Source organism: Blastopirellula marina DSM 3645 (assembly GCF_000153105.1).
Lineage (GTDB): Bacteria > Planctomycetota > Planctomycetia > Pirellulales > Pirellulaceae > Blastopirellula > Blastopirellula marina.
In genome coordinates, this window is sequence record NZ_CH672376.1 from 1,283,560 (window position 1) to 1,309,077 (window position 25,518).

General features: G+C 58.3%; 10 protein-coding genes. 5 read left to right on the forward strand and 5 right to left on the reverse strand.

All coding sequences use genetic code 11. The annotated features are described in order from the left end of the window. Positions 1 to 58: 58 nt before the first annotated feature. Positions 59 to 1,129, reverse strand: a complete 1,071-nt coding sequence (locus DSM3645_RS07030) for a DUF1559 family PulG-like putative transporter (protein WP_002651389.1) — start codon at positions 1,127 to 1,129, stop codon at positions 59 to 61. A 116-nt stretch (positions 1,130 to 1,245) separates the two neighbouring features. Next, positions 1,246 to 1,929, reverse strand: a complete 684-nt coding sequence (locus DSM3645_RS30200; RefSeq protein WP_237564772.1) for a hypothetical protein — start codon at positions 1,927 to 1,929, stop codon at positions 1,246 to 1,248. 375 nt (positions 1,930 to 2,304) lie between these two features. Between DSM3645_RS30200 and DSM3645_RS07035 the strand changes: the two genes are divergently transcribed. Then, positions 2,305 to 4,527 carry a TolC family protein gene (locus DSM3645_RS07035; RefSeq protein WP_050769321.1) on the forward strand — a complete coding sequence of 741 codons (2,223 nt, stop codon included), beginning with the start codon at positions 2,305 to 2,307 and terminating at the stop codon, positions 4,525 to 4,527. 10 nt (positions 4,528 to 4,537) lie between these two features. Here DSM3645_RS07035 and DSM3645_RS07040 read toward each other — a convergent pair whose 3' ends face one another. Together DSM3645_RS07040 and tssH are read right to left on the reverse strand one after the other, a co-directional pair. Beyond that, positions 4,538 to 4,933 (reverse strand): GNAT family N-acetyltransferase, encoded by a 396-nt coding sequence (locus DSM3645_RS07040; protein ID WP_002651392.1) that lies wholly within the window; start codon positions 4,931 to 4,933, stop codon positions 4,538 to 4,540. A gap of 368 nt (positions 4,934 to 5,301) precedes the next feature. Beyond that, the gene (gene tssH, locus DSM3645_RS07045; protein ID WP_040351676.1) at positions 5,302 to 7,983 is read right to left on the reverse strand and encodes a type VI secretion system ATPase TssH; all 2,682 of its coding nucleotides are present in this window, start codon (positions 7,981 to 7,983) and stop codon (positions 5,302 to 5,304) included. 442 nt (positions 7,984 to 8,425) lie between these two features. On the opposite strand from tssH, the gene DSM3645_RS07050 reads away from it, so the two are divergent. From DSM3645_RS07050 to DSM3645_RS07060, 3 genes are read left to right on the forward strand one after another with little or no spacing between them, the layout of a single operon-like run. After that, positions 8,426 to 10,387, forward strand: a complete 1,962-nt coding sequence (locus tag DSM3645_RS07050; protein ID WP_002651395.1) for a GAF domain-containing protein — start codon at positions 8,426 to 8,428, stop codon at positions 10,385 to 10,387. 9 nt (positions 10,388 to 10,396) lie between these two features. Then, positions 10,397 to 11,317 (forward strand): efflux RND transporter periplasmic adaptor subunit, encoded by a 921-nt coding sequence (locus DSM3645_RS07055; RefSeq protein WP_002651396.1) that lies wholly within the window; start codon positions 10,397 to 10,399, stop codon positions 11,315 to 11,317. A gap of 3 nt (positions 11,318 to 11,320) precedes the next feature. Further along, positions 11,321 to 13,507 (forward strand): HlyD family efflux transporter periplasmic adaptor subunit, encoded by a 2,187-nt coding sequence (locus DSM3645_RS07060; protein WP_002651397.1) that lies wholly within the window; start codon positions 11,321 to 11,323, stop codon positions 13,505 to 13,507. 17 nt (positions 13,508 to 13,524) lie between these two features. Here the strand turns inward: DSM3645_RS07060 and DSM3645_RS07065 are convergent, their stop codons facing one another. After that, positions 13,525 to 14,310 carry a hypothetical protein gene (locus DSM3645_RS07065; protein WP_131282307.1) on the reverse strand — a complete coding sequence of 262 codons (786 nt, stop codon included), beginning with the start codon at positions 14,308 to 14,310 and terminating at the stop codon, positions 13,525 to 13,527. 378 nt (positions 14,311 to 14,688) lie between these two features. On the opposite strand from DSM3645_RS07065, the gene DSM3645_RS07070 reads away from it, so the two are divergent. Then, positions 14,689 to 25,335 (forward strand): beta strand repeat-containing protein, encoded by a 10,647-nt coding sequence (locus DSM3645_RS07070; protein WP_002651399.1) that lies wholly within the window; start codon positions 14,689 to 14,691, stop codon positions 25,333 to 25,335. The last annotated feature ends 183 nt before the right edge of the window (positions 25,336 to 25,518 follow it).

Consider the following 25,518-nt stretch of genomic DNA (forward strand, 5'->3'; position numbering starts at 1 on the left):
GCGCGCTTCCGCAACGAAGCGCGCTAGCCGCAATTTGCGAGCAGGCGAAAGGGTTCGCCTAGAATCCGCCGAGAACTTCGCCGCCGTTGGTGCTGTGCAGCCCCCGGTGCGTCGTCAGGTCGATCGTGTCGGGAAGGAAACGAACCGATCCGTCGCCGAGCGTGACATTCGCGCCGCCGGAGTGGAAACTGCGCGGCGCGAAGTAACCGGTCCAATGCGTCACGATGTCAGGAATACGACTGTTGGGCGTATGGAACCCATTGGTGAGCGAGTTGATCGCTCCGCAAAACGCCCATGACATCCCACGCCCGCGGATCGCCGAACTTTCGCCGCCGCGCCATGAGGTGAAATCGGTCCAAAAGCTGGAGAGGTCTGGGTTGAAGATCACGCCGTCGCCGTTGGTATAGCCGCTCCAGCCTCCGCCGGAAGCGGTCATTCCTTGTCCCGGCTGCGAGCCCGAGTCGACGCCGGAGGATCCGTTGAGCGTGAACTGATAAGGAAACGGCGGCTTCTCCCCAGAAGCGAGCGTCATATCAGGACCGACGCTGCGAACTGTTTCGCTAATTACGACCGTGTTGGACGTTCCATCGGTCATGTCTCGGAAACCAACGGCCGAATTCTCATAGACGATACCGTCGGTTCTCTTTTTTAAGTCATAGTTGGTTCCGGTTCCGCTGCCGAAACTGACCATGTAGTTGTTGCCGCCATAGGTGTATCCGTTCGCTGTGGTTTGCGACGGCGCCGGATCACTGGGGCAAAGAAACAATTCTAGGGGAGTTTCAAATGCGGTGACGAACTCCGGAGCTGGCGATTTGCCGCTCCAACCTCCGGTGAATGCATCCTGTGAGAAATCAAGTTGATCTTGCAGATTCGCTTGTTCGACAAAGGGGAGCAGGCGGGCCTGTACCGAGAAATCAACGTCGACCGTTCCCATCATCGGGAAGACCGTAAACGTCGATTCGTAGTTGTGCAGCCCTAGTCCCAACTGCTTCAGGTTGTTCGTGCAAGACATTCGTCTCGCCGCTTCGCGGGCCTGTTGAACGGCCGGCAGTAGCAATGCGATCAAAACGCCGATGATGGCGATCACCACCAGCAGTTCGACTAAGGTAAATGCGTGACGTATTTTCATGTCGATTGAATTCAGGGGATCTGGTTGCGATTGGTAGAAAACGCATGCGCAGCAAAATGCGCAAGCACATCCGGCGATCGAATAGTTCGGATTCGTTGGAGCCAACGAAATTCGTACTAAACCGCAGTCGCATCCGGCGGTGGACTTACCGGCGTCGTAAAGATAGACGCGGGCACTTTGTCGCAGGCCAAGAGATAGCCACAGAACTCTAGTCGCGGGCTCCACGAAGGAGCGACCGTTTCGACAACCGAGCTAGAGAAGATCGCAAACAACTCAGGCAAGCCGCCGCAGCGCGAGACCGTGAAGAACGGACCTTTATAGGGCTGCGGTCGGGCGGGGGTAGTTTTTGTTTCGCAACAGCTTCCTGGTGTAGGCGTACTGCACAAGGGGGCGCTCTGCGTAGCGCAGCAACTTTTTGTCTTAGCCGCACAGCAGGAAGCGACCTTCGGCGTTTCACAACTGCCAGCGGCAGTGATTAGCGCCGCTTCTTGCAGCAATCGCGCCATGACATTATTGGGCGGCGTGACGCCGTTGGCTTTCGCCCAGGCCAGCCGTTCTGCGGCCGTATTGCAGCAGCAGTTGTTCCAGCAGGTATATGCGTCGCGACAACCGCATGTTCCCCCTTGGCAGGGAAATGGAATCGAGAGGTCCTGCAGCACCGTCCCGTGAAAACGAACGCCGAACGACAGGAAGATAATGTTGGCGATCAGCAGGATCGCGATCAGGCTATGCCGGCGCATGAGAACGCTGCTGCGAGCTATTCGCAGTATCCGTTGGCCGCGTTGGGCGAGGCCGAGCATCACGCCTAATTCCTCCAATCCGAATAATTGATTGAGATTAACTGCTGAAAGCAGTGCTGGCAACTGCGGCGAATTGTCGCAGGCGCTGCCAAAAATAGAGGCGTTAGAATTCGCCCGATCTTGCCTTTCCTCCGTAGAGGGCGCGATTATCCGCATGCTGACGGTTGCTAGCAAGGTGCGGATTTGGGGAAAGAATCCGAAATTGCGGGTTTGGTGGAGCAGGTATGCCGCATTTGCCGAAAAGACAAACGATGGATTCTGTTTCTGCCGGAAGACGTTGCGCGTTGTGCTGACGGGCTCAACCGGCCGAAGCGGTCTCTGCAGAGGGGAGGCGCGTGGATCCCCTTGGTCGGAAGCCTCGAGGAAAGGACGGCGATGCCGCATCGCTGGACACGATGGATCATTGCGACGCTAGGTTGCGTCGCGCTTGCGCTCAACGGTTGTTCGTTGCAGTGCTGGCGACTCTATGATTGTCCTGATCCGCCGGCCTACGAAGAGGACTTAATTCTGAAGTACGCGGGCCGCGGTCTAAAGATCGAGGACCCGGAGCGCAACGTTTGTGAAGATGACAGTTTTCCCAGCGTCCCGGTGTCGCCCGATACGGCGGTCAGCGGGGAAGTGAAGTACAAGAACCTCTCGCTGCAGGAAGCGGTCGAAACGGCGCTGGCGAACTCGCAAGTCATGAAAGACCTGGGGGGCGTACTCCGCAGCCCGGCGGCTTTGGCGACGATCTACGATCCGGCCCGTACTTACACCGATGGCCGCTTTGGTGAAGAAGCGGCGTTGAGCGCTTTCGACGCTAGTTTCGGCGCCAGCGCCTATTTTGAACAAAACGACTACGGCGTGAACAACGTGACGGTCGGGCAGAACGGCCTGTTCAAGCAAGACTACAACAACTACGAGATGTCGCTGCAAAAGAAGAGCGTTACCGGCGCTACGTTCACTTTGCGAAACGTCACGCAATACGACAATAACAATCAAGAAGCGTCGTTCATCACCAACCCGTTTGTCTTTGGCCAGTCCTGGACGAACTACGCCGAAGCCCAGTGGCGTCAACCGTTGTTGCAAGGCGCCGGCGTGATGTACAACCGGATCGCCGGTCCCAACGGCGAACCTGGTTTCGCCAACGGCGTATTAGTCGCTCGCACGCGTACTGACATCAGCTTGGCCGACTTTGAGATCGCCGTCCGCAATCTGGTCAGCGATACCGAAAACGCCTACTGGGATCTCTACTACGCGTATCGCGATCTGGACGCCAAAGTGGAAGCGCGTGACAACGCGCTGCGAGTTTGGCAAAACGTTCAAGCCAACGCCGGACAAGGTCGCCGGACCGCCGATCAGGAAGGTCAGGCGCGCGAGCAATATTATCGCTTCGAGTCGGAAGTGATCAACGCGCTGCATGGTCGTTTGACCCCGCGGACGCAAACCAACTACGGCAGTAACGGCGGTACGTTCATCCAAAACGGCGGCGTTCGCGTTTCGGAACGCCGACTGCGAGTGATCATGGCCGTCGAGATCAACGGACAGCAGTTGCTGCGTCCAGACGATGATCCTCCCGTGGCGCAGGTGAAGTTCGACTGGGACGCGATCGCACTGGAAGCAGTCGCGCGTCGCCCAGAGCTTCGCCGCCAGAAGTGGGTCATCAAGCAGCGCGAGCTGGAGTTGATCGCCAACAAGAACTTCCTGAAGCCGCAATTGGACCTGGTCGCTCGCTATCGGCTGCGCGGCTTCGGTAAAGACTTGTGGGGCTACGATCAGCCGCAATACGACAACGCGATTCAAAGCATGATGGACCGCGACTTCCAAGAGTATCAAATGGGGGTCGAGTTCGACATGCCGATCGGCTTCCGCCGCGGACATGCGGCGGTACGCAGCTCTGAGTTGGCGCTTGCTCGCGAAAAGGCGATTCTGCGCGAGCAGGAAAACTTCATCATGTACGGGCTGAGCAACACCTACGGCGAGATCGAACGCGCCCATCAGGTGATGGAAGCCCAGTTCAATCGGCGAGAAGCGGCCTATGCTCAGCAGCGTGCCGTCGAAGCTTCGCACGAAGCCGGCTTTGCTCCGCTCGACTTGCTGCTCGAAGCGCAGCGCCGCGTGATCGACGCCAACATCTTGTTTTATCAGGCCCGCGTCGACTACGCCCAAGCGATCAAGAACGTGCATTACGAGAAGGGCTCGCTGCTAGAGCACAACAACATCTATATGGCTGAAGGCCCGTGGCCGCAAAAAGCGTACAACGACGCTTTGCAACGCGACTTGAACAAACGGCATGCGTTGACCAATTTTGTGATCAACGACGCGGTGATCGGGCGTCCAAAAAAGGTCGACTTCTCACTCGAGCCGTCGAAGAAGCCGTATAAGTCGACGCCGATCTTTGAAGGTCCGGCCTTCCCCGAGACGTCAGAAGCCGACACGACGCCGGAGAATCCGCTGCGACAAGAGAAAAGCGAGACGCCGAGCGTTCAACAGGCCTCGGCGGACAATCCGCTGGGCGCCGAGAACTCGCCGCCGATGGTCAGCGAAGCGTCCAACGAGCAGGAAATCGATTTCGGCGGCGAAGAGCCAGGCGCGTCGGCCTTCTGGATTTCTCGCTAACGTCGCTGCGTTACTCCCCCATTTGAATCCAACAGGATGGGTGCTGCGCCATGCCGATGTGAGGGTAGAAGTCGGCCGCATCCGGCGCCGACAGCAAAATAAGCATCGTATTGAGCCCTGCCGCTTCGTGCGTTTGCTGGATCAGTTGCTTGCCAATCCCTTGCCTTTGATAGGCGACGTCGACCGCTAGGTCGGCCAGATAGGTGCAATAGTGGAAATCACTGATCGCTCGGGAAATGCCGACCAGCAAGTCTCCCTCGCGAGCAGCGACAATTATGTCAGCGCCTCGCAACATCCCTTCTAGACAAGCATCATCGACCATCCGACGCTCGGCCAGGGTAGAGCGCTCGAGCAGATCTTGAAATTCGGGGACCGTAAGATCCGGCTCAAGTTGATAGGTCGGCATGACAGTGGAAGACTAGGATATTGCGAGATTCTGGGAAACGGAGAAGACAAGCATCATGAATGGTATCCGGCAGGCGAGAGTTCGCCTAGAAGCCGCCTAGGTTCGACGAGAAGCTAGAGCGGTGTGAAAAGGCCGAAAACTCGCGTGATCAAATACTAGGAATGGTTTGCTTTTCGCAGGAAGATCCGAACGAGCTTATTCGACGCTTGTGCGGAGAAGTTTCCGACCGTGTCTTTCCGTTCTTCCTCTGTGCCGTTGCCGTGTTCCATGCTTCGCTGGAAACGATCTCGAGTCGTCAAGAAACCAAAAGAGGGCGGTCCTGCTGAGTGACCGCCCCCGACGTGCGTAAGATTGGCGACTTGTTTGGCTTACAAAATCTCGTAAGCGAAGTCGCCTGTTTGGTTGACCGTGACATTGACGCCGCCGATCTCTCCCCCGTCGGCCATCCGCGCGAGGAACTCGGACGAGAGCTCCGGCAGCAGCGTGCGGGTCAAAATCTTGTCGACGTTACGAGCGCCGGTGTCAACTTCGGTGCAGCGCGCGGCGATCGCGTCGACCAGTTGGTCGGTATACTCGAACGCGGCGTTGTAGTTCTCTTTGACGCGCTTGCCCACTTTTTTCAGCTTCAGCCGGACGATCTGCTTCATCACGTCGTCGGCCAAGGGGAAGTAGGGAATGACGCTCACACGGCCGAGAAACGCCGGCTTGAACGTCTTGAGCAATTCTTCGTGCAGCGCTTCGCCCAAGACCGTTGGGCTCGGTTGTTGTTGCGGGTCGCGGCACATGTGCATGATCAGGTCCGTGCCGGCGTTGGACGTCATGATGATCACGGTATTTTTGAAGTCGATGTCGCGACCTTCGCCATCTTTCATATGACCTTTGTCAAAGACTTGGTAGAAGATGTCCTGCACGCCGGGGTGCGCCTTCTCCATTTCGTCGAGCAAGATCACGCTGTACGGCTTGCGACGCACCGCTTCGGTCAGCACGCCTCCTTCTCCGTAACCGACATAGCCGGGAGGCGAACCCATCAACAGGGAGACTTTATGCTCTTCTTTGAACTCCGACATGTTAATGACGGTCAGATTCTGCTCGCCGCCGTACAACAAGTTGGCCAAGGTCAGCGCCGTTTCGGTCTTACCGACGCCGCTGGTGCCGGCCAGCAAAAAAGTGCCGATCGGGCGGCTCGGGTCATCCAGGTGAGCCCGCGACGTCCGAATGCTTTCGGCGATCTGCAGCATGGCGTGCGTTTGGCCCACCACCGCTTCTTCCATGAGACCTTGGAGGTTCATCACCGTTTTGAGCTCGTTTGAGACCATGCGGCCGACCGGAATTCCGGTCCAAGCGGCGACGGTTTCGGCGACGGCGGCCGAGTCGCAGCAGACATGAACGAGCGGATCTTCGCCTTGAGCGGTTTCCAATTCGGCGTGCGTCGTTTGGATTTGCGTGCGAATCTCGCTCCGCTCTTCGTCGGTCAACAGAACCGGCGGTTCTTCCCCTTCTTTGACGGGGGCGCCGCGCAGCGCGTCGTCTTCGATCAGTTGCTTTTGCAGGTCGCGAATTTTGAAGACCAGCTCTTTTTCATTCGCCCAGCGCTGGTTGAGCTTGGCGAGACGCTCGGTCTCGACATCGCGGGTCGCTTCTAGATCGGCGATCGTCGACGTGTGATCATCGGCGCCGGCGGCCATTTCTCGTTCGAGAATGACGATCTCGGTCGTCAGCTGTTCGATGTGGCGATGCGAGTCTTCGATCTCCGGCGGAGTCGAGTTCTGGCTCAGCCCGATCCGAGCACAGGTCGTATCGAGCAAGCTGACCGCTTTGTCCGGAAGCTGCCGACCGGTGATGTAGCGATTCGACAGTTTGACGGCGGCTTCGACTCCTTCGTTCAAAATGCGGACCGAGTGATGCTTTTCGAGCGTCGCAACCAGACCACGCATCATGTCCATGCATTTCGGTTCGCTCGGCTCTTCGACTTTCACCACTTGAAAACGTCGCGCTAGAGCAGCGTCGCGTTCAAAATACTTTTTGTACTCGGCCCAAGTGGTCGCTGCGATCGTGCGTAATTCGCCGCGAGCGAGCGCCGGCTTCAGCAAGTTGGCGGCGTCTCCTTGGCCTGCCTGACCGCCGGCGCCGATCATGGTGTGGGCTTCGTCGATGAATAGAATGATCGGCTTGGGCGAGCTTTTGACTTCCTCGATGACCGACTTCAAGCGGTTTTCAAATTCACCTTTAACCCCGGCGCCTGCTTGCAACAGGGCGAGATCGAGCGTGCGGATCGAAACGTTGGCCAACACTTCCGGCACGTCGCCGGCGGCGATGCGGAGCGCGAAGCCTTCGACGACCGCCGTTTTGCCCACGCCGGCCTCGCCGGTGAGGATGGGATTGTTTTGTCGACGGCGACAGAGGATGTCGACGATCTGGCGGATTTCGTCATCGCGGCCGAGGACCGGATCAATCGCGCCGCTTTTGGCTCGCTCTGTCAGGTCGACCGTAAATTGATCGAGTGACGGCGTTTTGGAAGGTTTGCCTGATTTGCCGGTCGCCGCGGCATCTTTGGATTCAGGCTTTTTGGTCGCTTCATCCGTTTCGGCGATAATGCTGGGGAGTTCACGTTTCAGCGATTCGACCGAGATCTTGCCGAGCGCCGACGAACTGCCGACGATCGCCCGCGACGAATTTTCGTCACTTAGCAAGGCCAGCAAGATGTGGCCGGTGCGTACTTCGGGTTCGCCGTATTCGATCGAAGCCAACAGCCAGGCTTCGCGAGCCAGATCGACGATCGCCGGAGCAATGCTCGGCGGACGGCCGTTGCCGGTTTTGAAGCGATCGATCGCTTTTGTCAGTTCTGAGGTGAACTGCGAGCGGTCGATTTCGTAGTACTTGAGGATTGCTTCCAGGTCGGTGAACGGGGCTTCCAAGATCTTGGTGAGCCAATGTTCGACCTCGATGTTGTAGTTGGTGCGCGATAGGCAGAGCCCCGCGGCAGATTCGAGAGCGCCTCGGCAGACGGGATTCAGTTTGCCGACGAGTGATTTCAGATTGAGTCCGGACATCAGGGCGGCTTTCGCAGTACGGATGGAGGTTGGCGGGCTGACAGCGGCATGCAATGTATCTTCGGGAGTGTAGGATCCGCTAAACGCCGTGGGCGAAAATGCATCCCCCGGCGATTCGCTTCCTACTGATAGACGTACCGTTTGGGTGGGTTAGAGCGGTTGTAGTAACCAAATGTCGCACCCTGGGTCGCGGAATCACGAAAGAGTCGTCTGGCGGGACGATGTGTGAATATATTGGAACTTGTCGATCGCTTCGATTTGCCCCCAGCGAAGGTCGACCATTATCATGCAACGGATGCGCAGCGAGGATCGCCGCCGCACAAAGAGGCCCCGGCCTGGGTAGGATGTCCAGCCGTTTGCGCCGCTTTTTAGTCCGACTATGTCTTCCGAGACTCCTATTTCCGTTCGAACAGCAGATGATGCTCGCCGGCAGCTTGATTCGTTGTTAGACGAACTCGCGGATCTGGCTGAGGGGGCCTCTGCGCCGGAAGAGTTCTGGCCCGAACTGTTGTCGCGGTTAGTCTTCGCCGCTTCCGCCCACGGCGCCGCGATCTGGCAATGGGGAGGATCACGGCGGTTGCAGCCGCTGTTTGAGCAAGGCTTTGACAAAGTCTATCCCGGTCACCAGCGGGATGTGGCGATCGAAATCGACGCGTGCTCGCTAGAAGCGGCTCTCCGCAAACCGAAGGCGTCGACCATCGTTAGCGGTGGTCAGGCAGGCGGTCCCGCCCGCTTGATGTTGGTCGCCCCTTTAACCACCGCCGCGCGGGCGACTGGTTTGTTGGTGTTGTATCAACCGGCCGATCTGCCGGCCGTGACGCAAAACGGTCATCTTCGGCTGTTGGACGCATTTGGCGAAATCGCCATCCACTTCCAAGAACGGCGTTTGCTGGCCGATTTTTCCGGCGCCGAACAAAACTGGAAGAATCAGCTTCACTTTGCCCGCGACGTTCATCGCGAATTGGACGTCAAACAGACCTGTTACCGGATCGCCAACGACGCACGACAAGCGCTTGACGCCGATCGGGTCAGCGTCGCCGAGTGGGATGGACCTGCGGCGCAGGTCCAAGCGATCAGCGGCGTGGACGTCCTCAACCGTCGCGCCGCTGTCGTCCGCAAGCTAGAACGCTTGGCGACCGCCGTCGCCAAACAAAGACAACCATTGATCTTTCGCGGCGATCGAGAAAATCTGCCGCCGCAAATCGAAGAGGCGCTGGTCGACTACTTGGAAGAGTCGCCTGCTCGTCTGTTGATCGCCGTGCCGCTTGTCCGCGAAACGGAGGACGCCGCCGCAGAACCTCGGACGTCGAATGACGGAATCCTGATCGGCGTGATGATTGTCGAGCAATTGGAATCGACCGAAGTAGAACGCCTGCTCGCACGCACGCGTAGTCTGGCCGAGTCGGCGACTTTGGCTCTGGCCAACGCGCAGCGCTACGAGCGACTTCCGCTTCGCGGCGTCATGCAACTGATCGGTACGACGCTCGCCCAATTCGGTTGGCGCAAACTATCGCGAACGATGCGCTACGTGCTGCCGGTGCTATTAGCGCTATTGGCGACCTGGTGGATTCCGGCGCCGTTTGAAATCGACGTCCGCGGGCAATTGCAGCCGGAGGTCGAACGGCAACTGTTCGCACCGCTCGACGGTTATGTCGATGAGATTCTGGTGAAACATGGCGAGCTGGTCGCCGCCGGCCAGGTGGTCGCGACGTTGCGTTCGCCTGACTTGGAACTGAGACAAACCGAAACGGCGGGGCTGCTTTCCGCCGCCCAGTCTGAGCTGGATGCGGTGCGCGTCGAACGAACGCAAAACGTTCGTCGCGATGACGATCGTCGCAACAGTCGCAGCGCCGATCGCGACAAGCTTTCGGCCGACGAGATTCGCCTTACCCGGCGGATCGCTAACCTGCAAGAACAACTGCTGCTGCTGGAAGCGCAAGGGAAAGCGTTGACGCTAGTCGCGCCTGTCGCCGGCCAAATCTTAAGCTGGGATATCGCAGAGACGTTGCAGTCTCGGCCGGTTTCTCGGGGAGACTCGTTGCTGAAAGTTGCCGAAGTCGACGGTCCCTGGGTGCTGAAATTAGAAGCCGCCGATCGTCGCACCAAACATATTTTAAACGCTCAGGCCGCAGCCGACGAACCGCTGCCGATCACGTTTCACTTGGTGAGCGAGCCCGGCGTCAAGCATCCCGCGACGTTGGCCGAGATTTCGCAGGTCATCGAAGTTGGAACCGAGACCGACGAGCCGGCGGCGCTGCTGACGGCTCACTTCGACAAAGCGGAAGTCGATTTTCTGCGCCCCGGCGTGACGGTTGCGGGACGCGTCAACTGCGGCACGCGCAGTTTGGCTTATGTCTGGACGCACGAACTGTTCGACGCGGTTCGCCGCCGCCTTTTCTGGTAACGAAGCCCTATGAAGCGATTGTTCTCGATGACGTTCTGCTTGGCGGCGCTAGCCGTATCGTCGGCCAACGCAGACGACATACCGGTCAGTGCGACGCTGCTCAAAATTATTGAAACGGTCGAAGTTCCGGCTCAGCAGTCGGGCGCACTGGAGAAAGTCAACGTCCATGAAGGCTCGCTCGTTGAGCGAGGAGAGGTGATCGCCAACGTCGCCGCCAAAGAGATGGAGTTGGAGCTGAGCGTCAAACGCTCCGAACAAGCGATCGCCCAACGCGAAGCGACGAACGACGTTAATATTCGCTTTTCCCGCAAATCATTGGAGGTTTCTCAGTCCGAGCTGCAACGAGCGCTCGACGCGATCGCGACCTTTCCGAACGCCGTTACCGATACCGAACTCGATCGCTTGCGACTGTTGGTCGAGAAGAATCGCCTGGAGATTGAACAGTCGAGCGAACAGCAGGCAATCGCCAAGCTGACCGCCGAATTGAAATCAGCCGAAGCGGAGATTACCGCCGAGAAATTGGCCAAGCATCAGATCGCCGCGCCGATCGAAGGGATGGTAGTTCGCGTCTTTCGTCGCGCCGGCGAATGGGTCGACATCGCCGATCCGGTCGTCAAGATCGTACGGATCGATCGACTACGAGCCGAAGGATTCGTACGGAGTGAAGAAGCGGCGCTGGGGCTGCAAGGTCGCTCGGCGACCGTTCGCGTGACGCTGCCGCGCAGCGCAGAGTTGGTAGCGCCCGGCAAGGTGACCTTTGTCGATCCCGAAGTCGACCCGGTCAGCGGCGACGTACGCGTTTGGGTAGAGATCGAGAATGTCGACTTAAAACTTCGTCCCGGGTTGCGAGTCGAGATGTCGATCTCCAACGCGGCGGTGACCGACAACACCGACGATCAGGCGGCCGAAGAGGTCGCAGTGGGAAGCTAAGCCGTGGCCGCATCGCTGCAAGTTCGCGTTCGCCCCGATCTGAAGATCGTTCGTCAGCAGGGGACGTTAGAGCCGCGGTACGTAGTGAAGGACCCTGTCGCGCTGCGCTATTTCTACTTTGGCGAACACGAGATGTTCATCATGCGGCGTCTGAATGGTCAGATGTCGGTCGCCGAAATTCAAACGGCGTACCAAGAAGAATATGCTCCCCTGAAGATTCGCCCGATCGAGATCACCTCGTTCTGTCACTCGCTGCATTCGCGTGGGTTGGCGATCGGCGGCGTGACCGGCGAATCGCAGCAACTACTGCAGCGAGCCGATCAGCAACGACTTTGGCGCTGGTCGACGACGCCGCTCTCGATTCTCTCGATTCGCTTACCAGGCGTCGATCTCGATCAAACGCTGACGGCGGTCGCTCCCTACTTCGCGTGGCTCTTTCAACGAACGACGGTCGCGTTGGTCTTGAGCTTCGCAAGCGTGCTGATGTTGCTGGGGCTGTTGCATGCCGAGGAGATCTTCGACCGGATGCCGAGTGCGCAGTCGCTATTGCAGGGTGAAAATCTGCTGTGGATGACGCTCGCGCTGGCGCTGGTCAAAATTCTGCATGAGCTGGGACACGGACTGGCCTGTAAGCATTTTGGCGGCGAATGTCATCAGATCGGCGTCATGCTGTTGGCGTTTGTCCCTTGTCTCTACTGCGATGTATCGGATGCTTGGCTGCTGCCGGAGCGTAAAAAGCGAATGTTCGTCTCGGCGGCGGGAATGTACGTCGAGCTGATTATCGCTTCGCTCTGCGCGGTGCTGTGGTACTTCAGTGAGCCGGGGATCGTGCAGTCGATCTGCTTGAGCGTGATGTTGATCGCCGGCGTCAGCACGGTGCTAGTCAACGGCAATCCGTTGATGCGCTACGATGGATATTATTTGTTCGCCGATTGGGTTGACGTGCCGAATTTGTCGCAACAAGCGAGCGAAGCGTTGCAACGCCCGCTGGCGCACTTTTTCACACGCCGCGCAACCAGTGACATCCGGCTCGACGCAAGTCCGGCGTTCCTGCGAACCTATGCGGTGCTGGCGCTCGCCTATCGCACGATGGTGATCGGAGTTCTGCTCTGGTTCGTCTATAAAATGTTAAAAGCGAACGACATGGCGCCGCTGGGCGATGCGGTCGTGATGCTGGTGCTCGCCGGGTTGCTGTTGCAGCCGGCGATTGGTTTAGCGAGGTGGTGGAAACGTCCGATGGCGATGCGTGAACTTCGAGGAAAACGTTTCGCGGCGGCGGTAGTTGTCGTCGGTCTATTGCTGCTGGGGATGCTGCAAATCCGTTGGGCGGCGCGCGTGCAAGCGCCGATCTTGGCCCAGTTGGCCGATTCGCAAACGATTTATGTTCCGGTCGAAGGTCGCATCGAGTCGACGGTCGCAGCGGGTGAAAGAGTCGTCGCCGGCGCGGCGTTGGCTAAACTATTGAACGAGGAGATCGAACTGCGGCGCGTCGAGTTAACCGGCGATCTGGACGAGCAGCGACAGCATGTCGAGAACCTGCGTCGGCAGTTGAACAATGATCCGACCGCCGCGGCGCAAATTCCTGCGGCCGCCGCGGTGCTGACCGATTTAGAGCGGCAATTGGAGGTGGTGAATCGAGACGTCGAGCGGCTGACCATTCGAGCGCCCAGCGATGGGATCGTCTTTCCCCCTCCACTACGCGTAGAACAACCTAGTAGCGATCGCCAGCTTCCCTCGTGGAGCGGAACGCCGCTGGATCTGACGAATCGCGGAGCGCTGCTTCGCCGCGGCGAACCGCTGGCGATCGTCGCCGCGACCAATCGGATCGAGGCGCAACTGCTCGTCCATCAGCGAGATGTCGATCTGATCGCCGCAGGAGACGCGGTCGAACTGCTATTTGACGGACTCTCAGGCAGTACGATCCGGGGACGAATCGTTGAGATCTCGCGGGCCGAACTGCTCGCCGCTCCGCGCAATCTGGCCCAAGGCGCCGAGGTGGCGATCCAGCAGGGAGAATCCGGCGAATTGGCGCTGGTCGAGCGAACCTATCAAGCGACGGTCGAATTGGATTCGCTGCCGGCGACTCTTTTGCCGGGAACTCGCGGCAAAGCGATCGTCCTGGGACGCTCGCTCTCTGTGGGAGAGCGGATCTCTCGGTGGATCAGCGGCAACTTTCGTTTTGAACTGTAGCGCCGCCTGCATCCGCTTTACGGCAGGACGAACGCGGCCCCGGTATAGAACGTTCCCATGTAGGCGGCTCCACGCCAGCTCCAGGGGAGTCCGTGTCGATCGTGCGGATTGTTGTCGCCCGGGCGATAGTGACCCAGCGTATAGATCCGTTCGCACGGCGGATTAACGCCGATCTTGTAGGGCAAGATCAGCGTGTTGGCGAAGAAGTGAGCCGCCGAGACCGCCGGTTGTACGACGCGATGGCGATTGCCATAACGCTCTAAGTTCACTTCTTCGAAGTAAAGCGGGCGATGATAGAAAGCAGGAGCTTCCCACATCGCAACCGACGGCGCCCAAGGGCGCTGCCTGCCGTAGATCGTGTCGACTTCGGGATATTCGGCGAAGAGTTCCTGGGCGACGTTGGCCGGCAGTTTGACTTGATGCTCGGCGTTGGTCTGGATTTCAGGATCGCGGTAGCCGGTGTTAATCGTGTAGGAGTCGGCCGGTCGGCGCTCTAGCAAAGTTTGCAATTGCTCAGGCGTCATGCTGCTGAAGGGATCGTGACCGCTCGCGACAGAGCGATAGAGTTCGCCGTAGCGTTTGCCGGGGGGAAGGATGTCATCCTCGGAGATGATTTCCCCTTGGGGAACGATTTCATCCGGCGGAGGATCGACCGGTCCAAACTCAGGCTCCGCCGTTTCAACGAGCACGACGGGCCGAATCCCATACGGGGTCTCCGCAGGCTCAGCACGGACCTCCCACGAAGCAAGAATGGCTCCACAGAGGGGGAATGCGATCAGGCAGAGGCTATTAATTAGACGCATCCTTCGTCTTCACCATGCGAGTGCGAACGGGCCAAATGTCTCCGTTTCCTCTCCATCGGCGTTTACCGGGAATTTAGTCCAGTCGACTGGGGGACAGACGGTAAAGCTTCCGCATATTTGGCAAAATCGGCGCCATCGGAGAAGTTGGGTGGGTAGGATTGTGGGGGTTTGCGTGGGTTGGGGAGTTGAAAGCCGCAGGAATGAGGAAATGCCGTCGCGATTCGTTGACATCCTCGGGATTCGTAACTTGAATGGGAAAATACGTATCTTTTGACGGCTAGAGGGGTTATGCGCACATGACGCGTTCCTCGCTGGCGACGAACCTCTTGCCGCGCGCCGCCGAGCGCCAGGCGAGCGACCGACCAAGGGCGCTACCGAATGAACCGAAAGCGAATCTTTTCGCGTTGGCTGAAGCGAAAAACGCGCCGTGCGGATGGGCCCGCTCCTCGTTTTTTCGATCAGTTCGACACCAAGCTCCGCTTTCGAGAGTTGGAACCTCGCGTCGTTTTGAATGCCGATGCGAACCTTGTCGGTGACGTTCTTCAAATTGAAGTCGACGACGCCAACGACGCGGTCGAAGTCCGGTTCTACGACGATGGCGGCACCAGCTATTACCAAGTCACCGATGGCAAAGGGTTTGACCAGAAATGGGATGCGAGCCTTGTTGCCGGAATCACGGTCAGCGACACTTCGCCAGGAGTCGAAGACGGGCAACAGGTGACGCTCCTCGATGATCATGCGACGCTGGATCCTTCGCTCGGTAAAGGGTTGATCACCAAGGGCGTCGAAGCCGTTTCTTTCCAAGGATCCGCACCTGGCGATTCGTGGACCTTCGCAACCGAAGTTTCGATTACGGCCGACACCCACGCCGCGCAGGTCAATCAGTCCGGCGCTGATTTGCTGACCCCGGCGACGACGCCGGTCAGCTTCGCCGCGATCAACGGCGCCAAGATCGACGTCACTTTGAACTCGACGGACAATGAGATCTCGCTGTTGAACGTCAGCCAAGGGGGCGACGTAAAGGTCGCGACGGCGGATGATATTTCGCTGGATCAGGTCAAAACGCAAGCTCTCGAACTGGTTTCGACTAAATCGATCACCAACCAGGTGAACGCCGCGGTCGATGTGACCAACAACGCCAGCTTTAAGGGCGCTAGCGTGACTTTGGGAGACCAAGCCGGCGACGATCTGTCATTCGGCTCGCTGACGTTCGATGGAGCCATGGTATCGATCGCGGAAGATGCCGATACGCTGCTGTCTGGGAAGAACGCAGCAACATCGCTCGATCTGAGTTCGACCGGGAAGATCGAAAACGCCGTCGGTACCGAACTGAAGGTGACCAACAACGCTTCGTTCGCAGCCGCCGACGGCATGGTGAACGCCAACAATCAGATCACGCTCGGTCAGGATGGGAGCGACGCTTTTGAGTTTGGTTCGCTGACGTTCAATACCCTGGACGAGGTGAAGATCGCCGAGGCCGGCGATACGCAGTTGATCGCCGCGAGTTCGGCGGGCGCTCTCGTCTTGAATTCGACCGGCAAAATCGAAAACGTCGTCGGCGCGGAACTAAAGGTCACTGGCAACGCTTCGTTCATCGCCGCCGACGGTCTGGCGAACGGCAACAATCAGATCACGCTCGGTCAGGATGGAAGCGACGTCTTTGAATTTGGTTCGCTGACGTTCAATACGGTTGACGCCGTGAACATCGCTGAGATCGGCGATACCTTGTTGAGTGGGGTTAGCAAGGCTGATTCGCTGATATTGGACTCGACCGGTTCGATTCAGAATGAAATGAAGGCCGAACTGGTCGTCGCGCAGAACGCCAAGTTCGTCGCCGGTAGTTCCATTGCGCTGGGCAATGAAACGAATGACTTGATTCAGCTTGGTTCGCTGACGTTTGTCTCCAATTTTGGCGTATCGCTCCGCGAAGATGACGGTACGAAGCTTCGTGGGGTCAGTAAAGCAGCGACGCTTTATCTGCATTCGACCGGTTCAATTACCAATGAGGCCAACGCCGAGCTGAAGGTCAATTTCGTCGCTCAGTTCGCCGCCGACGATGGGGATGCGAAGAACGCCAACAATCAAATTACGCTAGGGGATCAGGCGGACGACAAGTTTCAATTCGCCTCCCTGAACTTTAATACCGTGGACAGCGTCTCGATCGCCGAAGATAGCGACATGCTGCTAGAAGCGACCAATACGGCGGGTTCACTCAGGCTCGCGTCGACCGGTAAGATCGAGAACAAAGCGAACGCAACGCTGAACGCGACCGGCGACGCGGTGCTGATCGCGGGAACCGATATCTCGATCGGTAATCAGTCGAAGGATCTCATCACTTTCGGTTCGCTCAACTTCAGTGGCGTCGCAGTCACGATCCAAGAAAACAACGATACGTTGCTGACTGGGAAGAGCGCGGCAACATCGCTCGATCTGAGTTCGACCGGCAAAATCGAAAATGCTGTCGGCACGGAACTGAAGGTCACTGGCAACGCTTCGTTTCTCGCCACGGATAGTCTGGCGAACGCCAACAATCAGATCACGCTCGGCCAGGATGGGAGCGACGCTTTTGAGTTTGGCGCTCTGACGTTCAATACGCTCGATGAGGTGAAAATCTCCGAGTCGGGCGATACGCAGTTGATCAATGCAAATTCGGCAGGCGCTCTCGTCTTGAGTTCGACCGGCAAAATCGAAAATGCTGTCGGCACCGAGCTAAAGGTCACTGGCAACGCTTCGTTCATCGCCACGGATAGTCTGGCGAACGGCAACAATCAGATCACGCTCGGTCAGGATGGGAGCGACGCTTTTGAGTTTGGCACACTGACGTTTAACACGCTCGACGCGGTGAAGATCACCGAGATCAGTGATACGACACTTTCTGGCATGAGCACGGCTGGTTCGCTGGAACTCAAGTCAACCGGATCGATGACCGATGCTTCGATGACTTCGATCATTGTTACCGGCGCGGCGACATGGACCGCGAAGAACGCCATCACGCTGGCGGACGAGGCTAGTAATACGCTGCAAATCAACGGCCTGGCGACGTTGAAGGCGGGTGCATCGATCGACATCGGCCCAGCCGGGACGGCGAATTTTGGGTTGCTGAATTTTCAGGGCGACGCGGTCACGATCCAGGAGGATAGCGACACCATTCTCTCCGGTTCAAGCACGGCAAATTCTCTGGGTCTCACGTCGAGCGACTCGATTACCGACGCGAGCGGCGCTTCGGTCGTAGTTAGTGGACCAGCGACGTTCGACGCGGGGACGACGATCAATCTGGCGAACGAAGGAACGGATCTGCTGCAGGTCACTGGCCTGGCAACGTTTAAAGCAGTCGGTTCGATCGACATCGGTCCCGCGGGCACAGCAAACTTTGGCCTGCTGAATTTTCAGGGGGACGTGGTCACGATCCAAGAGGATAGCGACACCATTCTCTCTGGTTCAAGCACGGCGAACTCGCTGGATCTCACCTCCAAGGATTCAATCACCGACGCGACCGGCGCTTCGGTCGTAGTTAGCGGTTCGGCGACGTTTGATGCAGGCACAACGATCAACCTGGCCAACGAAGCCGGCGACATCTTGCAGGTTAATGACCTGGCGACATTCATCGCAGTCGGCTCGATTGACATCGGCCCCGCGGGCACAGCGAATTTCGGGCTGCTGAATTTTCAAGGGGATGCGGTCACGATCCAGGAGGATAGCGACACCATTCTCTCCGGTTCGAGCACGGCGAACTCGCTGGACTTAACCTCTGAGGATTCGATCACCGACGCGACCGGGGCTTCGATTGTAGTCAGCGGACCAGCGACGTTTGATGTAGGCACAACGATCAACCTGGCCAATGAAGCCGGCGACATCTTGCAGGTTAATGACCTGGCGACATTCATCGCAGTCGGCTCGATTGACATCGGCCCCGCGGGCATAGCGAATTTTGGGTTGCTGAATTTCCAAGGGGATGCGGTCACGATCCAGGAGGATAGCGACACCATTCTCTCTGGTTCAAGCACGGCGAATTCTCTGGGGCTCACGTCGAGCGACTCGATTACCGACGCGAGCGGCGCTTCGGTCGTAGTCAGCGGACCAGCGACGTTTGATGCAGGCACAACGATCAACCTGGCCAATGAAGCCGGCGACATCTTGCAAGTAGACGACTTAGCGACTTTCATCGCAGTCGGCTCGATCGACATCGGCCCCGCGGGCACAGCGAATTTTGGGTTGCTGAATTTCCAAGGGGATGTGGTCACGATCCAAGAGGATAGCGACACCATTCTCTCCGGTTCGAGTACGGCGAACTCGCTGGATCTCACATCGAGTGATTCGATCACGGATGCGACCGGCGCTTCGGTCGTAGTTAGTGGACCAGCGACGTTCGATGCGGGGACGACGATCAATCTGGCGAACGAAGGAACGGATCTGCTGCAGGTCACTGGCCTGGCAACGTTTAAAGCAGTCGGTTCGATCGACATCGGTCCCGCGGGCACAGCAAACTTTGGCCTGCTGAATTTTCAGGGGGACGTGGTCACGATCCAAGAGGATAGCGACACCATTCTCTCCGGTTCGAACACGGCGAATTCTCTGGATCTCGTATCGAGTGATTCGATCACGGATGCGACCGGCGCTTCGATTGTAGTCAGCGGACCAGCGACGTTCGATGCAAGCACGACGATCGACCTCGCGAATGAAGGAACGGATCTGCTGCAGGTAAATGGCCTGGCGACGTTTAAAGCAGTCGGTTCGATCGACATCGGCCCCGCAGGCACAGCGAATTTTGGGTTGCTGAATTTTCAAGGGGACGTGGTCACGGTCCAAGAGGATAGCGACACCATTCTCTCTGGTTCAAGCACGGCGAATTCTCTGGATCTCGTATCGAGTGATTCGATCACGGATGCGACCGGCGCTTCGATTGTAGTCAGCGGACCAGCGACGTTCGATGCAAGCACCACGATCGACCTCGCGAATGAAGGAACGGATCTGCTGCAGGTAAATGGCCTGGCGACGTTTAAAGCAGTCGGTTCGATCGACATCGGCCCCGCAGGCACAGCGAATTTCGGGTTGCTGAATTTCCAAGGGGATGTGGTCACGATCCAGGAGGATAGCGACACCGTTCTCTCCGGTTCGAGCACGGCGAACTCTCTGGGTCTCACATCCAGTGATTCAATCGCCGACGCGACCGGCGCTTCGATCGTAGTTAGCGGTTCGGCGACGTTCGACGCGGGCACGACGATCAACCTGGCGAACGAAGCCGGCGACATCTTGCAGGTCAATGACCTGACGACATTCATCGCGGCCGGCTCGATCGACATCGGCCCCGCAGGCACAGCGAATTTTGGGTTGCTGAATTTCCAAGGGGACGCGGTCACGATCCAGGAGGATAGCGACACCATTCTCTCCGGTTCGAGTACGGCGAACTCGCTGGATCTCACATCGAGTGATTCGATCACGGATGCGACCGGCGCTTCGATCGTAGTCAGCGGTCCAGCGACGTTCGACGCGGGCACAACGATCAACCTGGCCAATGAAGCCGGCGACATCTTGCAAGTAGACGACTTAGCGACATTCATCGCGGCCGGCTCGATCGACATCGGCCCCGCAGGCACAGCGAATTTTGGCTTGCTGAATTTCCAAGGGGACGTGGTCACGATCCAGGAGGATAGCGACACCGTTCTCTCCGGTTCGAGCACGGCCAACTCGCTGGACTTAACCTCTGAGGATTCGATCACCGACGCGACTGGGGCTTCGATCGTAGTTAGCGGTTCGGCGACGTTCGACGCGGGCACAACGATCAACCTAGCGAATGAGGGGACGGATCTGCTGCAGGTGGATGGCCTGGCGACGTTCATCTCGAGCGGCGGCCAGACGATTGACGTTGGCGTCGACAATGGTATTAATCGTGGGGATGACAGCGGCGCTACGGTCTTGCTCGGGCAAGTGACGTTCGTCAGCGACAACGGCTTGAATGTGCGTGATTCGGTCACGATTCGCGAAGATTCCGACGTGGAAGTAACGGGAGTCAATCTGGCGGCCGATTTATTTTTGGCGGCGGACGGATCGATCATTCAAGTCGAAGATGGGAACCCGCTGACGGCGGATCGGATTGATCTGGATGTGAACGGCGATGGTAGCGTGGTTGGCGACGCCCTGTTTGAAGCGGCCGTTGGCGCTGTCATCCATCTTTTTGGCGACACTTCGGCCAATCCGCTAGGTGAGCCGGTCTCGACGTTTTTGGCGGATAACAAAATCGCGGGCGTCGAATTTCGCGCCCCAGGCGGCGGCGATCTGTCCGATATCTACTATCGCAATATCAGCACGGCGGCGCTCTTTCCGACCTTGCCAGGCACGGTGACTGGGAACCTGAGGATCCAGTTTGCGGCGGCGGATATGCTGATTGATGACGATCTCAATGTCGGCGCTCAGTTGATTCTCGAAGCGCTCGGAACTTTGAACAGCATTGCGGATATGGATGGCGTTTCGATCGTTGCGCAAGACGCAATCATCGTCGCCGACGGCACGATCACGCTGGCCGACGAGGCGAACAATGAACTGAAGATCGGCGCCGCGGCGGATGACAACGCGTTCTTCTATTCGCGTGCCGGCAAAGCGATTGTCATCGGCGCCAGCGATGCGAATGGAACCGCCAGCGGAGCGACGGTCGAACTCTCCTCGCTGACTTTCCATAGCAGTGATCGAATGACGGCCCGCGGCGATATCGTTATTCACGAGACCGACTCGACGCTGTTGGCTTCACGACGGTTCGATCTTGACGGTTCGCCGGTGATCTTCGTGAACCGGGGCGACTCGTTGGTGTTGATCACCGAAGGCGATTTGACCGACGCCGATTCGGACGGCTCGCTCAACGGAAATATTTTGCGAGCCAGCGTCGATGTCGCCAACAGTTCGGTGATGATTGCGGACGGAGAAATTCATCTGGCCGATCAAGCGACGATCATGGTGGATGGCGTCGACCTGGGCGTCTACTCGCTCGGCTTGAATGACGGCGCCTTGGATAACGATATCGCATTGTTCGTGACGACCGCAGGTCAAGATATTCGCGTGGGCGTGTCCGACATGTTGGCGACCGACAGCGGCGCGTCGGTGAAGGTCGATGGCCTGACTTTCCACACGGTGGGCGGAACGGGGAGCGTCTATCTGCAAACCGACAGCGATACCCTTCTGGCCAACCGTAAATTCGCCGGCACCACTTATGAGAATCTCGCCGACAATCTGGTGTTGCGTACGACGGGACTGATCGGTTCGGCCGGAAGCGACAAGACCTCGGTTATCGGTGACGCACGTTTTCTCGCGAGCGGCGACATTAAGTTAGTGAACTCGGATGCCGACGCTCAATTGCTGGTCGGCGACAACGCATTCTTCCAGTCTGGCGGATCCGTCACGGTAGGCGTAGGGACGAGCGGCGTCAATTTGGGCACGTTGACGTTTAATGCGAAGGCCGCGGTGAGAATCACCGAAACGAACGCGAGCGGCGGCTTTGTCGCGCCCGCGGCCGGAATGACGATCATCGACACCAACTTTGCCGGCGGCAGCACGAATTACGCTTCCTCGGCGACGCTCCTCTCTGACAGTTTTATTGCCGACGCTTTGGCGACGACCATTGAAGTCGATACGTTTGCTGCGCTGACGGCCGCTACGACGATCACGCTAGGTGACAACGTCGGCGACAAGCTAGTCGTGAAGGGCGGCGCATCGTTCACTTCGACCGGCGGAGAGCAGATTGACATCGGCGTAACGCCAACAGCGAAACTTGCGACCGATCGCGGGGCCGATAGCGGCGCGACCGTCGAACTAGGCGCGCTGCGGTTCGAGAGCAGCGGCGGTGACGTGACCGTCCATGAGGATGGGGGGATGTTGCTGGCCGGGACGAGTCAAGCCGATACGCTTGTCTTGGTCGCGAACCAGGGGGATCTTCGCGACGCTGTCGAGACCAAGGTCACGGTGACCGATTTCGCGGAGTTTCATGCCGAACTGGATGTGGTGCTCGCCGATCAGAAGACCGACGAATTGACCGTCATCGGCAACGCACTGTTCACTTCCGGCGACACCAACTACTTTGCAACGCCCGGCGTTGTGCGCGAGATTAGCGTCGGCGTGATCGATGTCGATGCAGCGAGTAACCCGAATGCTTCTGGACGGGGAGCCGAAAGCGGCGCGATGGTGTCGCTGGGAAGTGTGACGTTTTTTGGTTTCGCCAATCTGGATGCCGGCGTCCATGCGACGATTCGCGAAGACGCGTCGATGGTGATCACCCACGCCGAGCGTCGCGAAGGGGGCGGTTCGACCGAGATCACCAACTTTGCTCAGACGGCGATGCTGATTGCCGACAACGCCGCAAATAATGCGACGATCACCGATTCGCAAATCGACGGGGTCGGCGGTACTTCGATCGAAGCGACCGACTACGCCCTATTTCAGGCCAACTCGCACATTGTGTTAGCGAATGAATCGGCGGACGTGTTTAGTATCGAAGGAAACGCCTACTTTGCGTCGCAGCTGGGTGATATCGATCTGGGCGTTCTGGCCAAGAGCGTCAACGCGCTCGATCGGGGCGCTGACAGCGGCGCCAACGTACAACTGGGGACGCTCACATTTCAGGCGACCCTGGGTGACGTCACGATTCATGAAGATAGCGATACGACGCTGGCCCAGGGAAACCCCTTGCGAGGAACCGGTAGTACGGCCAATTCGCTGGTGCTTGAGAGCAGCGGATCGATCGACGATACGGCTGGGACCAGTCTGGTCGTCGCCCAACGGATTGCGGCGCCGGTCGCCGGTTCGGCCGAGGATCAGGTCGACGGCTTAGCGATCTTGCGAGCCGGCGCCGATGTGCATCTGGGAGACTCGGCCGGGGACGCGATTGATCTGCGGCGGTTGTCGCTGACGGTCGGCGGCGACGTTTCGATCACGGAAACTTCGGCCAGCGACGGCGGTTTATTGTTGGTCGATGGTTCGCAAACCGCCGGAACGATGGCGATCAGGTCCGACGGCCATCTCGTCCAAATCAACGACGAGCGAACCGGCGCCGCGTTTAGCATGATCGTCGCCGATCAAGCGTTGTTGGTCGCCGGCGGAGCGATCGTGATGACCAACGTCGATTTCCAACAGGCGACAATGCAGGCCCACGGAACTTTGCAGGTGACGCCTGGCGCTGCGCTGAATACGACTGATGCGGCGAACGGCGGATTGCTCGGTCGCCGTACGACCGATGCGATTTCGAGCTACTTGCCCAACTCGAACGACGACACGTTCGCGCCGAAGGGACCCAGTACGACGCCAGACACGCAAACCAATATGGATGGCGCCTATTCGGTGGTGTTGTCGGACGTGAACAGTCTGACGATTGCGTTGGTGACGGACGCATTAGGAACCATCGCGGCCGATCCGGTGACGCTGGCGTTTGAAGTCGCCAATAGCGATGACTTGGCGATCGCCGATTTTACACCGGCGTTTTCAGCGGTTGGAGTTGCGGCGGGGCACATGTTTGTACAGACAGTCGGCGACTTGACCTTTGCCGAGCAAGCGGCCGATCCGTCGGACAACGTCGTCGTGTACGGCGAAGTGCGGATGACCGGCGGTGGGACCACTAACAATGCGTTCACCGCATTGGCCGGCGGCACGCTGGACATCGCGGGAGACTCGATGTTGGTGATGCGTTCGGCGGCCGATTTTTATCTGTTGAACGACGCGAATAACACGTTGACTCCTTTTGTCGGCGGCGGGTTGGCCGACTCGATCGGCTCGTTGGGCGCCGTCAGTTCGTTTGCAACTTTCGTGGACGTGGATACTCAGCCTGGCTTTATCGAAGTCGGCGAGTTTGGCCCCATCTATCAGCGAACGCCGCAGAGCCCTGATCCCAACGCATCGACTTCGCAAATCGCCAAAGGGCTTGGCAATGGGCAGTTTCAAGTCAACGCGACGATCACGAAGCTGGGAGATTCGTCGACGCTGATTGTCGACGGGAAACCGGTCTATGTCGAACAGAACTCGCGCGTCTTGGTCGATTGGGGTGATGGTTCGCAAGACATCTATCTCTTCCAGGATCCGATCAACGGCGCCCAGACGTTGCAGCATACCTACAACTCTGGTTTTGCGTTGACCGAACAGCGCGCGACGGTGACTATTACTGCATTCAACGATCCGCAGATCAATCTGTATGACAACGTCGTGGATGCGACGACGTTCCGCGATTTGAACTCGGTCACGGATACCTTTGAAGTCATCATCCCGGTCGGCGTGCAATATGCGCCCGAGTCGCCGCCGTTCACGCAGCCTGTCGCTCCCGAAATTGCGCCGGCCGCGCTGTTGCCCGAGACTGTCTTCGCTGTGACGACGAACTCCACCTCCAGTTCGGATGGAAGCTCGCTAAATCAAGTCCAAGAAGTCGTAGTCGTGATCGTCAACGCTTTGGATGAAGAGGTCGGGGAACGTGTGGTGCTGCAAGGTTTCAGCACGATCGAAGAGGTCAAGCAATACATTCAAGAGAGTACGCGCTTTTTGCCTGGCCGATACAAGGTTTCGATTCTGCTGGCCGGGCAACAAGAGCCGGACGTCTATTACTTTGATAAGGTCGCTGCCGACGCGCCGGATGGCGCTAGCAGCGGAGCCGACGGTGGATTGGAACGGCATGTGCAATCCGCGTCGCCAGAGCTGCCGGCGGATGCGTCGGCCGAGCAAGTCTGGGCGCTGCAATACGAAAAATGGTTCGACGCCGACGACACTTCACCGGAAGAAGAAAATTCGCCAGCTGCAGATGACGCTTGGACTCCCGGCCTCTCCGCCGCATGGCAAAGCGAAAAGCTTGCAGAGCCGCGTGACGAACATTCTTCGCTGCGTCGCCGCTGGATGCTGCCGGGGGGGATTGGCGGCGCGCTGATGATGGCCGCATTCGCACTCAATCCGCAAGCCGATCGTGAGCGAGCCGACGCGGTCGACGAAGCGCTTGAGCGGGAGACTCAGCAGCCGAGCGAGCCAAAGCAAAGTCTTTCGCGTCGCCGCTGGCGACGACGCGTTCGATAATTCGGACTGAAATGGCGATTTTCTCGCATCTACCCCCGCGAAATGCCGGTTTTGTTGGTGAATCGAGAGGCTTTGATTTATGATCGAAGGGTAATCGATGCGCGATCGATCCCAGGCCTTGATCACGATTTCGCCATCCTTTTTCCTGCCTTACTTCAACCGCTCCAATCGCTTCTTACTTGA

What these genes read in the sequence shown, in the direction of transcription:
- DSM3645_RS07030 (WP_002651389.1), bottom strand. Translation starts at nt 1,129, where the DNA reads ATGAAAATACGTCACGCATTTACCTTAGTCGAACTGCTGGTGGTGATC.
- DSM3645_RS30200 (WP_237564772.1), bottom strand. Translation starts at nt 1,929, where the DNA reads ATGCTCGGCCTCGCCCAACGCGGCCAACGGATACTGCGAATAGCTCGC.
- DSM3645_RS07035 (WP_050769321.1), top strand. Translation starts at nt 2,305, where the DNA reads ATGCCGCATCGCTGGACACGATGGATCATTGCGACGCTAGGTTGCGTC.
- DSM3645_RS07040 (WP_002651392.1), bottom strand. Translation starts at nt 4,933, where the DNA reads ATGCCGACCTATCAACTTGAGCCGGATCTTACGGTCCCCGAATTTCAA.
- tssH (WP_040351676.1), bottom strand. Translation starts at nt 7,983, where the DNA reads ATGTCCGGACTCAATCTGAAATCACTCGTCGGCAAACTGAATCCCGTC.
- DSM3645_RS07055 (WP_002651396.1), top strand. Translation starts at nt 10,397, where the DNA reads ATGAAGCGATTGTTCTCGATGACGTTCTGCTTGGCGGCGCTAGCCGTA.
- DSM3645_RS07065 (WP_131282307.1), bottom strand. Translation starts at nt 14,310, where the DNA reads ATGCGTCTAATTAATAGCCTCTGCCTGATCGCATTCCCCCTCTGTGGA.
- DSM3645_RS07070 (WP_002651399.1), top strand. Translation starts at nt 14,689, where the DNA reads ATGAACCGAAAGCGAATCTTTTCGCGTTGGCTGAAGCGAAAAACGCGC.